13 protein-coding genes are annotated in these 14,120 nt (G+C 69.7%); 6 read left to right on the top strand and 7 right to left on the bottom strand.

Going from position 1 to position 14,120, the window contains the following annotated elements:
- Positions 1 to 45: 45 nt before the first annotated feature.
- On the top strand, positions 46 to 921 hold the full coding sequence (locus ABR737_RS28495; protein WP_350253338.1) for a L,D-transpeptidase family protein: 876 nt from the start codon (positions 46 to 48) through the stop codon (positions 919 to 921).
- A gap of 287 nt (positions 922 to 1,208) precedes the next feature.
- Here ABR737_RS28495 and ABR737_RS28490 read toward each other — a convergent pair whose 3' ends face one another.
- From ABR737_RS28490 to ABR737_RS28480, 3 genes are all read right to left on the bottom strand, one after another.
- Complete coding sequence (locus ABR737_RS28490; RefSeq protein WP_350253336.1) at positions 1,209 to 2,261, bottom strand: hypothetical protein; 1,053 nt, start codon at positions 2,259 to 2,261, stop codon at positions 1,209 to 1,211.
- The gene (locus ABR737_RS28485) at positions 2,261 to 3,109 is read right to left on the bottom strand and encodes an RNA polymerase sigma factor (RefSeq protein WP_350253335.1); all 849 of its coding nucleotides are present in this window, start codon (positions 3,107 to 3,109) and stop codon (positions 2,261 to 2,263) included. Before ABR737_RS28485 ends, ABR737_RS28490 begins: the two co-directional genes overlap by 1 nt.
- An 819-nt stretch (positions 3,110 to 3,928) precedes the next feature.
- A complete protein-coding gene (locus ABR737_RS28480; protein WP_350253333.1) occupies positions 3,929 to 5,641 on the bottom strand; it encodes a beta-N-acetylhexosaminidase in 1,713 nt (570 codons plus the stop codon).
- Between the two features lie 379 nt (positions 5,642 to 6,020).
- Between ABR737_RS28480 and ABR737_RS28475 the strand changes: the two genes are divergently transcribed.
- From ABR737_RS28475 to ABR737_RS28455, 5 genes are all read left to right on the top strand, one after another.
- Positions 6,021 to 6,569: a 2-oxo-4-hydroxy-4-carboxy-5-ureidoimidazoline decarboxylase gene (locus ABR737_RS28475; protein WP_502964388.1), complete on the top strand. Its 549-nt coding sequence runs from the start codon at positions 6,021 to 6,023 to the stop codon at positions 6,567 to 6,569.
- 216 nt (positions 6,570 to 6,785) lie between these two features.
- Complete coding sequence (sdhC, locus tag ABR737_RS28470) at positions 6,786 to 7,166, top strand: succinate dehydrogenase, cytochrome b556 subunit (protein WP_030066793.1); 381 nt, start codon at positions 6,786 to 6,788, stop codon at positions 7,164 to 7,166.
- A gap of 6 nt (positions 7,167 to 7,172) precedes the next feature.
- The gene (locus ABR737_RS28465; protein WP_350253332.1) at positions 7,173 to 7,658 is read left to right on the top strand and encodes a succinate dehydrogenase hydrophobic membrane anchor subunit; all 486 of its coding nucleotides are present in this window, start codon (positions 7,173 to 7,175) and stop codon (positions 7,656 to 7,658) included.
- Positions 7,659 to 7,678: 20 nt separating this feature from the next.
- Positions 7,679 to 9,433: a succinate dehydrogenase flavoprotein subunit gene (sdhA, locus tag ABR737_RS28460; RefSeq protein ID WP_350253331.1), complete on the top strand. Its 1,755-nt coding sequence runs from the start codon at positions 7,679 to 7,681 to the stop codon at positions 9,431 to 9,433.
- Positions 9,433 to 10,206: a succinate dehydrogenase iron-sulfur subunit gene (locus ABR737_RS28455; RefSeq protein WP_129294548.1), complete on the top strand. Its 774-nt coding sequence runs from the start codon at positions 9,433 to 9,435 to the stop codon at positions 10,204 to 10,206. Before sdhA ends, ABR737_RS28455 begins: the two co-directional genes overlap by 1 nt.
- 25 nt (positions 10,207 to 10,231) lie before the next feature.
- On the opposite strand, the gene ABR737_RS28450 is transcribed toward ABR737_RS28455, so the two are convergent.
- The 4 genes from ABR737_RS28450 to ABR737_RS28435 all read right to left on the bottom strand — a co-directional run bounded on the left by ABR737_RS28450 (position 10,232) and on the right by ABR737_RS28435 (position 14,040).
- Entirely contained in the window at positions 10,232 to 11,071 is an 840-nt protein-coding gene (locus ABR737_RS28450; RefSeq protein ID WP_350253329.1) for a hypothetical protein, read from the bottom strand.
- Positions 11,072 to 11,247: 176 nt separating this feature from the next.
- The gene (locus ABR737_RS28445) at positions 11,248 to 11,769 is read right to left on the bottom strand and encodes an FBP domain-containing protein (RefSeq protein ID WP_350253327.1); all 522 of its coding nucleotides are present in this window, start codon (positions 11,767 to 11,769) and stop codon (positions 11,248 to 11,250) included.
- A gap of 253 nt (positions 11,770 to 12,022) precedes the next feature.
- On the bottom strand, positions 12,023 to 12,577 hold the full coding sequence (locus ABR737_RS28440; RefSeq protein ID WP_350253325.1) for a hypothetical protein: 555 nt from the start codon (positions 12,575 to 12,577) through the stop codon (positions 12,023 to 12,025).
- 266 nt (positions 12,578 to 12,843) lie between these two features.
- Positions 12,844 to 14,040, bottom strand: a complete 1,197-nt coding sequence (locus ABR737_RS28435) for a S8 family peptidase (RefSeq protein ID WP_350253324.1) — start codon at positions 14,038 to 14,040, stop codon at positions 12,844 to 12,846.
- Positions 14,041 to 14,120 lie beyond the last annotated feature (80 nt).

The raw sequence follows: 14,120 nt of genomic DNA, 5'->3' as shown, positions 1-14,120 counted from the left end.
GAGTCTCCGAGGGCCGGTCGGGCCGCCGAGATCCGGGGGTTGCGCATGCAGCGGAGCAGTGGAAGACGTACGGCGCCTGCGGTGGCCGCGGTGCTGGTGGTGGCGGCGCTGGCGATGGGCTGCCGCCCGGTGACGGTCAGCGGGGCCGGTTCGCCCCGAAGCACGGGCGCCCGCTACGCCCCCACCTCCCCCGCTCCCCCGCCGCTCGGCCATCACGCACCCCCCGCCCCGGACCGGCGCACCACCCCGCCGCGCCCCCACCGCACCGTCCACCACACGCCGCCCTCCGGCCGGCCGCTCATGGCAACCGGCTCGCGCGGCGCGCAGGTCCGCGAACTCCAGGCGCGGCTGGCCCAACTGGGCCTCTTCGACCGCTCCCCGACGGGCTACTACGCCGTGGTGACCGCGACCTCGGTCCGCGCCTTCCAGCAGCGGCAGGGCCTGCCCCGTACGGGCACCGTGCAGCCCACGGCCTGGCGGGCGCTGCGGTCCCGCACCCGCACGCCGTCGCACACCGAGCTCTACCCGCCCACCACCAGGCCGGTCGGCACCCCCGACCCGCGCTGTATGACGGGCCGGGTGATCTGCATCAGCAAGCGGAGCAACACGCTCACCTGGATGGTCGACGGCCGGGTCGTCTCGGCGATGGATGTCCGCTTCGGCTCGCAGTACACCCCCACCCGCGAGGGCGTCTTCGCGCTCACCTTCAAGAGCCGCCATCACGTCTCGACGCTCTTCCACACGGCCATGCCGTACGCGATGTTCTTCAGCGGCGGCCAGGCCGTCCACTACTCCGCGGACTTCGCCGCCCGCGGCTACCGCGGCGCCTCACACGGCTGCGTCAACGTCCGCGACAAGACCAAGATCGCCACCCTGTTCCACACAGCCAGGAAGGGCACCAAGGTGGTTGTCTTTCACTAGCCCCGCCGCCCCTCAACTTCCCGCGGGGCACAACCACGCTCTCTGACCGAAGCGAAAATTGAGCAACCCCCACCCGGCTCAGCCACCTCCGCGAGAGCGGCGCCGGTTTAGGCGCAAAGAGGGGTGGCGCCGGTTTAGGCGCAAAGAGAGGGGCGCGGGCAGGGCCGGGGGAACGTGCCCCGCCCGCGCCAGATGCGCTGAGCCGTAGGTACGGGGGGAACCCCGGCTCGTCGCGCAGCCGATGACCAGTCGGCTCACTTATTACTGCGTCACGGGTTCAAAAAACGTCACACCGGGCCGTCGCCGGTTCCGCTGGGCGTGGCGTTTCCGCCGTCGGGGGCGGTTGCCGAGGGGGCGGGTGCCGGGCTGGACGTGCCGGCGGGCGGCTGGGCCGGGTGCCCTTCGTCGTCCTCGTCGCCGCCCTTCCCGCCGCTGCTCTGGCCGGATCCGTCAGATCCGCCGGTGTCGCCGCCGATGCCGCCGACGAGACCGTCGTCGCCGCCCGAGCCGCCGCCGGTCGCGTACCGCGCCAGGTAGGCACGGCAGAAGGCGTGCACCTTGTCCGGTCCGCCGGCCTTGCTTTCGAGGCGCCGCAGCATGTCGCGGTCCATGGTGCCGCGCTTGCCGGACTCGTAGTTCTGGCAGAGGGAGAGCAGAAGGTTCTTCGTGCCCCCGCGGCCGGGATCGGTCGCCTTGCCGCCGGGCTTGCCGTGGTCGCGCCCCGTGCCGCCGCTCGGGGTGCCGCCGGGTCTTGTCCCGGCGCCGGGGCTGGTGCCGGGTTTGGGGGGATCGGAGGGCCGGGTGCCCGGCCGGCCGGGGGTGGCATCGGGGGTCTGCGCCGTGGTGCCGTCGGTCTCGGCGCCGGGTTCGCCGGTGCGGAACGGCCGGGGGGTTTCGGCGGCGGAGACGCTGGAGGCAGGTGCCGGGTCGCCGCCCCGGAAGGGGCTGGGCAGGACGCCGGTACCGGCCGCGACGGCGACGCCGCCGATGGCGCAGGCCGCGAGGGCCACGGCGAAGCCGCGCCGGAAGGGGCGGCCGAGCCGGGTGCGTTCGGTGAGGTCCGCGGTGTGGGCGGTGTGCACGCCGTCCGGGAACGGGTCGGCGGCGGTGCGCCGGCGGGCGCCGGAGCCGCGGCGGGCGGCCTGGCGGAATGCCGCGAGGGCCGCGTCTTCACCGGGCAGCCGGCCGGTTTCGGGTGTCCTGGCGGCGACCGCGGCGGCGGCCTCCAGGAGCTGTTCGAGTTCGCGTGCACCGTCGCCGTGCCGGGCACTGACCGGTTCACCGCGCAGCAACTGCTCCGCGGTGTCCTTGTCGAGCCAGTTGTACCGGTCGTCGGCCATCACATGTCCTTCTGCGTTCGTGCGGCCGTTTCCGTCACACCCGGTGCGTACGATTCCGCCACGCCGTCGCGGCGTCTTCTGCCCTGTACGGGCACTCCGTTCATTGTCCCGCCACCGCCGGGCGGGCCCGGCGCGGGCCGCCGCGAGGGGGCTCCTTCCCCCTGGTCGGCCCCGTCTTCGCCACCGCCCAGGCCACTGCCCCGGCTTCCCCGCCGACCATCCAGGCCTCCGTCCCGAGGTCCGTCCGGGCGTCCGTCCTGATGTCCGTCCCGGCTCCGGTCCGGCCCGTCGCCGATCAGCTCGGCGAGCCGCCGCAGTCCGCGGTGTGCGGCGGTGCGCACCGCGCCGGGCCGTTTGCCGAGCACCTGCGCGGCGTTCTTGGCATCGAGTCCGACCACCACCCGGAGCACCACCGCCTCGGCCTGGTCCTGCGGCAGCCCGGCTATCAGCCGCATGGCGCGGCCGGTGCCCAGGGCTTCGAAGGCCTCGCCCTCGGTGTCGGACGCGCCGGGGGTGTCGGCCAGCTCACTCTCGTCGCCGCCGATCGCCGGGCGCCGGCCGCGCATCCTGATGTGGTCGAGGGCGCGGTTGCGGGCGATACGGGCGGCCCAGCCGCGGAACCGGTCGGCGTCACCGCTGAAGCGGGAGAGGTCGCGGGTGATCTGGAGCCAGGCCTCGGACGTGACGTCCTCCACGTCCGGTTCGCTCACCAAGGTCCGTACATATCCCAACAACCGGGGATGTACGGCGCGGTAGACGGTACGGAACGCCGCCTCGTCACCGCCCTGTGCCGCCTGCACGGCCACCGTCAGCCGACGGTCGTCCGGCTGAATGTCGTCCCCTCGCACGGGTCCATCCTGTCGCACGCGGAATGTCCGCCGCCCGGTCCTTACTGCATTTCTGCTTCGCTCGCCGTACCACCGGCCTTGCTTCCCCGTTCCGGCGTCGTTCGAGCGGGCGGCGCCCGTCCGTACCGTGCCGGAGCCGGGTCGGGCCACCGTGCTGCGCCGGCCGCGGCAGGCCGGAAACCGCTGGTAACCCGGATGTTCCCGCAGACCGTATCCCGTACGGGCGAACGATCCGAACCCGGGACGGGTGCGCCGGCCCCTGCGACGGAGTCGGGTGGAACAGGACACCGGGCGGCCGGCGCTCCGGCGGGCGGGCGCGCACGGCCTCGTCGAAAGCTCCCGCACGGCCCCCTGGGGAACTCCCGGAACGAACCCCTCGGGAACCCCAGGACCGAACCGAGGGAACCCCGGGACGGAACCGCGGGACCCCCCGGAATGACGGCCTTTTCCAGCCACGCCCCGACGCCTCGGAACCGTGCGCGACCAGCGCGGAACCGTACGTTACGGGCCTGTCCGGCCCTGCGTCCAGACCACCGGCGGCCCCGCGCCAGGCCCCCTGCTGACCCCGCGCCGGGACTCTTGCTGACCCCGCTCCCGGCCCCCTTCCGGCCCGCATCCGGACCACTAGCCGTACCCCTCCCCGTACCCCGTGTGACGCTTTCGCGCCGTCTGGCGCTGTACCGGATAGAGGGCCGTCACAGGCTCTTCGCGAACGACGGCCGGGGCCTCTCCTGTGGGGGGTGGCGGCCCCGGCCGTCCTCGCTTTCTCTCACCCGTTTCTTACCGGGTGCTTTCTCGGCCCGGTCTCCGCACCCGGTCTCACACCCGGCCCGCCAGCGCCTTGAACTCCGCCCAGGACAGAGCAGGCGTCCGCGGGTCCCAGGTCTTCTGCGCCAGTGCCGCCAGCGGCAGCCGGATCCCGGCCGCCACCTGATCCACCGTCTGCGCCTGGGCACGGTCGCACCAGATCGCGAAGCGCGCCCCGGGGAGGCGGTCCGGGCCCGTCATGCTCGCGGGCACCGCCACCGGCCGGGTGCCGCGCAGGACCATCGGCGTCCAGCTCTGGTAGATCCGCTGACCGGTCGGATAGGTGAACTGGTTGGGCTCGCCGAGCACGTAGTAGAGGAGCGCGTCGTTGAAGTTCATGACGTTGCGGCCCTCGTGGAAGTACTCCGCGGGATCACGCTTGCCGGCTTCCGTGCCGGTCCAGTAATCGACCATCCGGCTCTTGGGCGCGCTCACGACGCCGCCCGCGAAGAAGCCGTCGTTCCAGGCCTCGATGCGGTTCTTGCCCTTGGCCTCCACGGTCTTCTGCCGGTCGTTGAGCCAGCCGGTCGTCAGGTCCTCGATGGTGCCGCGGGAGCCGTACTTCTGCTTCGCGGCCCGCGCGAGCTGCGGGTACTTGGTGGCGGGAGAGGACGACATCAGCGCCTGGTACTCGTCACCGCCCAGGTGCCAGTACGCCGGGGCGCCCTTGGGGTTGGTGAAGAGCTCGCTCATCTCCTTCAGCAGCGAGTCGATCAGCGGGGCGGACTTGGGGTTGGAGATGTCGATCGCCCCGGGGATCACCCGGCCCTGGACGTTGCGCAGCTGCAGGGCGGGATAGTGGTCCAGCACGGCGCCCAGGTGGCCGGGCGAGTCCAGCTCGGGGACCACGGAGATGTGCAGGGTGCGCGCGAGCGCGATGATCTGGCGGACCTGGGCCTTGGTGAGATGGTCGGCGGAGACGATCTCGGGATGGGTGTCGCTCTGGATGCGGAAGCCCTGGTCGTCGGAGAAGTGCAGCTGGAACTGGTTGAGCTTGAGGTCGGCGATCTCCCGCAGCCGGGCCTCGATCCAGTTCTGGGAGAACGGCTTGCGGGCGTTGTCCAGCGACATCCCGCGCTGGGGGCGGTCGGGCCGGTCGTCGATGGTGCCCTCGGGAAGTCCGCCGCCGGCGCGTACGGCCTGCTTGACGGTGCGGGTGCCGTAGAAGATTCCGGCGTCGGTGGGGGCCGTGAGAGTGAGCTTGGTCCCGGCGGCCTTGAGGGTGTAGGCCTCGTCGGCGGCGCTCTTCACGGGGACGTTGTTGTCGCTGCTCTTGCCCGTCAGCTTCACCTCGACATCGCCGGGCCGTACCTCCTGGTCGCCGTAGACGATGCCCAGGCCGAGGTCGTTGGCCATCCGCTGGGCCTCGTCGGCGACATTGCTCTTCTCGCCGGCCGGTACCACCACACGGGCGCCCTTGGACGGGCGCCAGCCGCGCCCGTCGGCCTGATGGAATTCCCGCACTGCGGGGATGACCTGCGGTTTTCCGGTCACCGGCGCCCATGTCGGGGCGGCGGAGGGCGAGGGGTTCACCTTGGCGCTGGTGCTCCCGGGCGGCTCGGTGTCGGCGGTGCCGGAGCAGCCGGCGAGCAGCAGCGCACCGGTGAGGGCCGCGGCCGACAGCGCGGGCCGGGCCGCCGGGCCCGTCCGCGCCCGGGGGCTCGTCAGGGGGCGCAGCAAGGCCGAGGGCCGCGGGGCGCGCGGCGGCCGCATCGGGTTCGACATCGTGCAATCCTCACTTTTCGGGGCGAAGGCATTGCCAGGTGCGTGGAGCCGGTCGTCCACTGAACGCGCGAAAGCTCTCTCATCCGGGTGAAATTCGCGCATCCTTCGGACAGCGAACGACAAGCGTCGTTAGCGTGGCGGTTCCAGTCGTCACCCGCTTCACAGGGCCCTCCCGGAACCACCGGATACCGCCGGGGTGTCGTGGTCACACGCACCACCGTCACATCCGCCGCCGCTTCGCGTCCCGGCTTCGGTCCGCTTCCCCCAGCTTCCGTCAGTCGTCCGTCCCGCACCCGTCGAAGAGATCCATTCGCATCCGTCCGAGGAGCCCACGCTGTCCGGTGACACCCCGGCCGCCCGGCCGACGACGCTGCGTCCTGTGCAGCCCCCGTGGTGCGGCATATCGTCACGGGCCCCCGGCTCCGCCCTGCCCCGCCCCCGCCGTGAGGACATCGGGCTCGGCCGCTTCAACGCCCTCAGCCGGGACGACACCCTGGCCGCGCTCCTGAGCTGTTGCGGCAGCCGCCGCTGGGCCGAGCGGGTGGCCGCGCACCGCCCGTACCCGGATCCGGAGTCGCTGCTCGCCGCCTCCGACGAGGCCTGTTACGACCTGACCGCAGTGGAGCTGGACGAGGCGCTTGCCGAGGAGTCCCTTTCCCCGCAGCCGCTCGTCGGCGCCCGCGGGCCCGGCACCCTCGCCGCCCACACCGCGCTGCGCGCCGCCCACGCCGAGTACGAGCGGCGCTTCCGTCATGTCTTCGTCATCTGCCTGGACGGCTACCGCGACGAGGAACTGCTCGACCAGGTGCTGTCCGGCATCCGCACCCGGCTGGGCAATGAGCCGGACGAGGAGCGGGCGGTCGCCGCGGACGAGCTGCGCCGGCTGGCCCGCGGCCGGCTGATCCGGCTGATGAGCTCCGAGCGGTAACGGATCGCGATAACGGATCGCGGCGTTTGACCGGGAAAATTCCGGTTCGTTCCTGCGTGATAGCCCGTTGGTGCCTGTTTGATCACACCTAAGGACCCCGGCGCAAGGAACCGACAGCACGTCGCTACGATGGCCAGGGCCGGTGGACCGTACCCGGCCGGGCCGACCGACAGAGAAGCCGGCAGGCCCCAATCCCCGCTCCCGGAGGGTTTTTCCGTGCCGGCTGGAACGCTGTACCGCGGCCGGGAAGGCATGTGGTCCTGGGTGGCTCATCGAGTCACTGGCGTCCTCATCTTCTTCTTCCTGTTCGTACACGTCCTCGACACCGCTCTCGTACGCGTCTCCCCCGAGGCGTACGACAACGTCGTTGCGACATACAAGACGCCGATCGTCAACGTGATGGAGTACGGCCTGGTGGCCGCCATCCTCTTCCACGCGCTCAACGGCCTGCGGGTCATCGCCGTGGACTTCTGGTCGAAGGGCCCGAAGTACCAGAAGCAGATGCTGTGGACAGTCGTCGGTGTCTGGGTCGTACTGATGGCCGGTGCCTTCTACCCCGTGCTGCAGCACACCCTGCGCACGCTGTTCGGGAGCTGACGCGAGATGTCTGCTGAAACCACCTCCGCAGAGGCCACGGCGGGCGCGACCGACGGCGCCTCGCTCTACGACGTGGACCACCCGGCTCCGGTCATCGAGCCGCCGCGCAAGCGCACCAAGAAGACCGGGAGCGCTTCCCGCGGCAACTTCGAGATGCAGGCCTGGCTGTTCATGCGGCTGTCCGGCATCGTGCTGGTCGTCCTGGTCCTGGGTCACCTGCTGATCCAGCTGGTCCTCGACGGCGGCGTCTCCAAGATCGGCTTCGCGTTCGTGGCCGGCCGCTGGGCCTCCCCGTTCTGGCAGGTCTGGGACCTGCTGATGCTGTGGCTGGCCATGCTGCACGGCGCCAACGGCCTGCGTACGGTCATCAACGACTACGCGCAGCGGGACAACACCCGCTTCTGGCTGAAGATGCTGCTGTACACCGCGACGGTCTTCACCGTCCTTCTGGGCACGCTGGTGATCTTCACCTTCGACCCGAACATCTCCTGAAGCCGGGGCTGACTGGAACCATGCAGATCCACAAGTACGACACCGTCATCGTCGGCGCCGGTGGCGCGGGCATGCGCGCGGCCATCGAGTCGACCAAGCGCAGCCGCACCGCGGTCCTGACGAAGCTCTACCCGACCCGCTCCCACACCGGCGCCGCCCAGGGCGGTATGGCTGCCGCCCTCGCGAACGTCGAGGAAGACAACTGGGAGTGGCACACCTTCGACACGATCAAGGGCGGCGACTACCTGGTCGACCAGGACGCCGCCGAGATCCTGGCGAAGGAGGCCATCGACTCGGTCCTCGACCTGGAGAAGATGGGCCTGCCGTTCAACCGCACGCCGGACGGCACGATCGACCAGCGCCGCTTCGGCGGCCACTCCCGTAACCACGGTGAGGCCCCGGTCCGCCGGTCCTGCTACGCCTCGGACCGCACCGGCCACATGATCCTCCAGACGCTGTACCAGAACTGCGTCAAGGAGGGTGTGGAGTTCTTCAACGAGTTCTACGTGCTCGACCTGCTGCTCCAGGACGTCGACGGCGTCAAGAAGTCCGCGGGTGTCGTCGCGTACGAGCTGGCCACCGGCGAGATCCACGTCTTCCAGGCGAAGTCGATCATCTTCGCGTCCGGCGGCACCGGCAAGTTCTTCAAGGTGACCTCCAACGCCCACACCCTGACCGGTGACGGCCAGGCCGCGGCCTACCGCCGCGGGCTGCCGCTGGAGGACATGGAGTTCTTCCAGTTCCACCCGACGGGCATCTGGCGCATGGGCATCCTGCTGACGGAGGGCGCCCGTGGTGAGGGCGGCATCCTCCGCAACAAGGACGGCGAGCGCTTCATGGAGAAGTACGCGCCCGTCATGAAGGACCTCGCCTCGCGTGACGTCGTCTCGCGCTCCATCTACACGGAGATCCGCGAGGGCCGCGGCTGCGGTCCGGAGGGCGACCACGTCTACCTGGACCTGACCCACCTGCCGCCGGAGCAGCTGGACGCCAAGCTCCCGGACATCACCGAGTTCGCGCGGACCTACCTCGGTATCGAGCCCTACACGGACCCGATCCCGATCCAGCCGACCGCGCACTACGCCATGGGCGGCATCCCGACCAACGTCGAGGGTGAGGTCCTGAGGGACAACACCACCGTCGTGCCGGGCCTGTACGCGGCCGGCGAGGTCGCCTGCGTGTCGGTCCACGGCGCCAACCGCCTGGGCACCAACTCGCTCCTGGACATCAACGTCTTCGGGCGCCGGGCCGGTATCGCGGCGGCGGAGTACTCGGCCACCGCCGACTTCGTCGAGCTCCCCGAGAACCCGGCGCAGCAGGTCATCGACCAGGTCGAGCGGCTGCGCGACTCCAACGGCACCGAGCGGGTCACCGAGATCCGCAAGGAGCTGCAGGAGTGCATGGACGCCAATGTGATGGTGTTCCGCACCGAGCAGACGATCAAGACCGCGGTCGAGAAGATCGGCGAGCTGCGTGAGCGCTACCTGAACGTGTCCGTCCAGGACAAGGGCAAGCGGTTCAACACCGACCTGCTGGAGGCCATCGAGCTGGGCAACCTGCTCGACCTGGCCGAGGTCATGGCCGTGTCCGCGCTGGCCCGCAAGGAGTCCCGCGGCGGTCACTACCGCGAGGACTACCCCAACCGCGACGACGTCAACTTCATGCGGCACACCATGGCGTACCGCGAGGTGGGCGCAGACGGCGCAGAGTCGATCCGCCTCGACTACAAGCCGGTCGTGCAGACCCGCTACCAGCCGATGGAGCGTAAGTACTGATGAGCACCCCGACTCTCGACAAGCACTCCGCGGCACTGGACGCGGCCGAGGACGGCGCTTCGCATCTGATCACGGTCACCTTCCGGATCCGCCGGTTCAACCCGGAGGTCTCGGAGGATGCCAGCTGGGAGGACTTCCAGCTGGAGATCGACCCCAAGGAGCGCGTCCTGGACGCCCTCCACAAGATCAAGTGGGAGCTGGACGGGACGCTGACGTTCCGCCGCTCCTGCGCCCACGGCATCTGCGGCTCGGACGCCATGCGCATCAACGGCCGCAACCGCCTCGCCTGCAAGACGCTGATCAAGGACATCAACCCGGAGAAGCCGATCACGGTGGAGGCCATCAAGGGCCTCACGGTGATGAAGGACCTTGTCGTCGACATGGAGCCCTTCTTCCAGGCGTACCGGGACGTGATGCCCTTCCTCATCACGACCGGCAACGAGCCGACCCGTGAGCGGCGCCAGTCCGCCGAGGACCGCGAGCGCTTCGACGACACCACGAAGTGCATCCTGTGCGCCGCCTGCACCAGCTCCTGCCCGGTGTTCTGGAACGACGGCCAGTACTTCGGCCCGGCGGCGATCGTCAACGCGCACCGCTTCATCTTCGACTCGCGCGACGAGGGCGGCGAGCAGCGGCTCGAAATCCTCAACGACAAGGACGGCGTCTGGCGCTGCCGGACGACCTTCAACTGCACGGACGCCTGCCCGCGCGGTATCGAGGTCACCAAGGCCATCCAGGAAGTGAAGCGGGCGCTGATCACCCGTCGCTTCTGACGGGCAGCGCGGGAGCACCTTCCGCTCAGCGCCTGGCGGCGACCCGGGTTCCGGCCCGGCCGCCGAACAGAGCCGGTACGTCCCGAAGGGCCTCGCCTCCGTATCCCCGGAGGCGGGGCCCTTCGGCCTGCCCGCCCGCCGTCTCCCCCGCCGGTTCCGGTGGCGGTGGCGGCGCCGGGTAGACGAGCACCGGCGGCAGCGCCTCGTCGACCAGCGCCAGCGGGTGGTCACAGCAGAAGTACGAGGGGACGAAGACCAGTCCCCGCCCCCGCAGATGCAACTCCCGCTCCACCGGGTAGCCGACCTCCAGCACCGGCGGCCGCCAGCGCATCGGCGCCCCGAACGTCCGCAGCATCGCCTCCGCCCCGGACTGCGCCAGCGCATGCTTGCGCAACTCCCGGTCCGCGCCCACCCGTTCGGCGATCCGCGGCCAGGCCGGTGCCACCGCCAGATGGTGGTACGTCCGCAGGCTGCGCGCGAGCTGCCGCAGTGCGGCCGGCTCCCCCTCCCCGATGCCGCGCGCCCATCCCGGCAGCGCCCGATGCCCCGACAGCCGGGTCAGCTCGGTCCGCAGCCGCTGCCGCGGGGTGCTCATCACGGCCTCCAGACCGGACTCGATCCCGTACTGGGACGCAGCCGGCGTGAGGAAGTCCGGGAAGTACCCGTAGGGCGGGACCAGCGCGAACAGCGTCCGCAGCGGCCCCGGCCCGTGCCGCACGGCGTACTGCCGCCAGGCCGCCAGCGCCGGATCGGTCCGGTCCTCCCGCAGGCTGTGCAGGCTCAGCACCGTCTCCCAGAGCGGGTCGGCACCGTCGGCCACTCGCGTACGCACCAGATCCTGCGCGGTGAAGTGCACTCGCAGCACATCGCCCCCCTGCCTTTGCGCCGCCGCCCTCACGGCGTGGACACGAGGATCTGTCCGACGAGTGGATTGCCGCAACCGAAACCCACGGGTAGCATCCCGGCGGCCGCCGGAGAGCTTCCGAAACCGCCCGCGGCCGAGCCAACTCGTCTACTTGCGCGGGGAGTTGCGCTGATTTACTACCGCTCGCCCTCAAGGGCCTTGCCTTCAAGGACCTTGTCCAGGAAGCCGTCCAGGTTCCGCACGGTACGGGCAATCCGCTCCTCCAGCGGCAGCGTCTCCTCGTGCCGCCCGGCGAGCTGGGACCGCTTGCGTCCCCGGACGTAGAGGGAGCAGGCAAGGTCGGCGCACAGGTACGTCCCGACGGTATTGCCCTGCCGCCCCAGGGGACCGGCCCGGCGCGCGGCCAGCAGGCTGACCCCGGACCCCGGATGCCCGGTCACACAGACCGAACACACCGTCGTCTTCGTAAAGCTCCGCCGCACACCCTGCGGCACCCGCAGCGTCACCCCGACGATGCCGTCGCCCCGCGGCGCAACCAGATAACTCCGGTCCGGCGCCCCCGGATCGCGCCACCCCAGGAAGTCCAGATCCGCCCAGGGGAGTTCGGACAGCCCCACCGGCAGATGGATCCTGCTCGCCTCCCCCTTCGAGCAGTTCACGAACGAGGCACGTATTGCTTTTTCACCTACGGGGTCCATGGGGTCCGAAGTTAACAGCGGGCTACGAGGGCCGTCGCCTCATTTTCTCTCCGCGGGGAGGGGCTGCGACGGGGCCGCGACGGGGCGCCCAGGGGGGCCGCAATGGGGCGGCCGCAGCGGGGTCCGTGCGGGGCCGCAACGGGGCCGCAACGGCACCGACCGGGCAGCGATGGCCCGAAGAGCCGGCACGCCCGCGACGCTCATGACACTCATGATGCTCATGGCACTTACGTGATGCTCATGCTCATGGCGCTCACACACTCGACCGCATCATCACCGCGTACGTCGTCCTCTTGTTGAGCTTCGCCCGCTGCGCCCTCGCGATGCGCTCGGCGCCGGCCTCTTCCCGTTTCCGCGCGGTCTTGTCCCAATCCGCCGGCTTCAGGAACAGCATCGCGTTACTCCCCGGCACCACCAGAACACCACCGAAGGGCAGGTCACCCGCAAGCCACGCGCCTTCTTCCGCCTCTTCGGGCCAACGCCGATGCCCCGCCGCGTTGATCGCCAGCATCAGCGGCGCCCCGTGCTGCCCGCGCGTTGTCACCTTGACCTGGAAGACGTTGCCGTACTGAGTCCACCGCTCACGCTTCTTGATCACCCGAGGATGGAACTCCAGGGGATAGTCCCGGAGCACTCTGGCGCACTGGGTGACACGGATTCCGTGAATGACGCGGTAGACCGTGAGGATGAATACACCCACACCGAAAGGAATGGGCAAAACAAGGAAGAACGAGTTCACCCCTGTCACACGGGACGTCACCACCGCGACTGCCACGAGAAACACGCTGGTCAGCAGACGCACGAACATGATTCGGGCCAGGGCAAGGCGGTTGGCTTCAGCACCTGAGCTATGTCAGGAGCATCCAGAACTGCCGGAGTGCCCGAGTCGTACGCCATGGCAATCTCCTTCTGATCCCGGTATTCCTCGGCCAGTTCCAAAGCAGACGCGTCCAGTGGCACCAGGGCCGCATTCACGCACGGAGCGGTGACAGCGGAAACCGTCAGGACGAAGGAGGTGAAACTGCTCCGTCCCGCAGCCCGCTGTGGCGCACCCTGCGGTTCCGGCAGGCGGCCTCAGCCCCAGCTCTGGCCGCCGGCGCTCTTGCGGCGACGGGTCGCCACCACGATGGCGACAACGGCCCCGACGACGGCCAGCGCACCGGCACAGATACCGCTGAAGATCATGAGCCTTTCACTCTTACCCATGGGAGGGTTCGGGTTCGCTTCATTTTTCACGCCCGCGGTGACAGGCGAATTGGACGCCTTGCCCTTCGGCATGAGGAGGGGGCCCTGCGCGGGGCCTGCGGGGATGTTCTCGTTCAGAGCTGCCTCGGGAACGATGTAGCCATACCCATAATGATTATCAGGAAGCTTGAGGTCCTTCTTTTTCACGGAAGGGGCCAAACTGGCCGTCTTCACAAGGCGGTTGGCGATTTGCCCCGGAGTGAGGTCGGGGTATCTTTCCCGGAGCAGGGCTGCTGCGGCGGAGACGTAGGCGGTGGCAACGGAAGTACCATTGGTCGTGCCGTACCGTGAATCACTCTTTCCGCCAAGGACCGGAACGTCCACGCCGGGCGCAAGCAGATCGACAGCGAAGTTGTAGTTACTCATCGACCAAACCTTCCCGTACTCGTCGACCGCACCGACGCCGATCGCACCGGGACAGGCAGCCGGCAAATGCTCCTCCGGCGTCCCATCATTGCCGACGCCCGCCACCACCACGACACCCTTTTCCACGGCGTAATGGATGGATTCACACACATCCGGCGCATTCGGGTCCGCCCCGAAAGACATGTTGATGACGTCGGCGCCGTGATCCACCGCATAGCGAGTCGCACTCGGGCTCATCTTGTCCGCCGTCAAGGGCAAAATCTTCACCCCGGGTGCCAGCCCCTTCATACCTGCAGAGCCACCGGGGCCATGCCCATGCCCGGCGATGAGACCAGCCATTCCCGTACCGTGATCGCGACGGTCTTCGCCCGGCTTCAGAACCGGGCCGCGCCTATCATTCTTCGACGGATTGGGAAAGTCCTTGCCCGGGAGGAACTGGCCCGTCAGGTCCTGATGGGTAGTGCGGAACGCCTTCTCGATGACAGCCACGGTGACACCCTTGCCAGTGGCCTTCTTCCAGATGTCCTGGGCGCCGAAGGCGGTCAACGGCCACTGAGCGTCCCTGTTTTGGTCCGCTACTGCCGAACCGCCCGTGGCCAGAAACAGCGCTCCGGTCAGCGCAGCACCGATGGTCGCGCGCAGAGTTCGTGTGACCCTCATGCTTTGTTCCTCATGGTTTCCGTTCCGGGCGGACGATGACCGTCTGACGAGGTGCTCTGTTACGAGAACGCGCGGGGCAC

Origin of the sequence: Streptomyces sp. Edi2, from assembly GCF_040253635.1 — a bacterium.
In the GTDB taxonomy this organism is placed as follows: Bacteria; Actinomycetota; Actinomycetes; order Streptomycetales; family Streptomycetaceae; genus Streptomyces.
Note: the sequence above shows the minus strand (reverse complement) of the source record. Positions and strands in the feature narration are given on the sequence as shown.

Coding starts and splice junctions, on each gene's coding strand:
- ABR737_RS28495 (WP_350253338.1), top strand. CDS start 46: ATGCAGCGGAGCAGTGGAAGACGTACGGCGCCTGCGGTGGCCGCGGTG.
- ABR737_RS28490 (WP_350253336.1), bottom strand. CDS start 2,261: ATGGCCGACGACCGGTACAACTGGCTCGACAAGGACACCGCGGAGCAG.
- ABR737_RS28480 (WP_350253333.1), bottom strand. CDS start 5,641: ATGTCGAACCCGATGCGGCCGCCGCGCGCCCCGCGGCCCTCGGCCTTG.
- ABR737_RS28465 (WP_350253332.1), top strand. CDS start 7,173: ATGTCTGCTGAAACCACCTCCGCAGAGGCCACGGCGGGCGCGACCGAC.
- sdhA (WP_350253331.1), top strand. CDS start 7,679: ATGCAGATCCACAAGTACGACACCGTCATCGTCGGCGCCGGTGGCGCG.
- ABR737_RS28455 (WP_129294548.1), top strand. CDS start 9,433: ATGAGCACCCCGACTCTCGACAAGCACTCCGCGGCACTGGACGCGGCC.
- ABR737_RS28445 (WP_350253327.1), bottom strand. CDS start 11,769: ATGGACCCCGTAGGTGAAAAAGCAATACGTGCCTCGTTCGTGAACTGC.
- ABR737_RS28440 (WP_350253325.1), bottom strand. CDS start 12,577: ATGTTCGTGCGTCTGCTGACCAGCGTGTTTCTCGTGGCAGTCGCGGTG.
- ABR737_RS28435 (WP_350253324.1), bottom strand. CDS start 14,040: ATGAGGGTCACACGAACTCTGCGCGCGACCATCGGTGCTGCGCTGACC.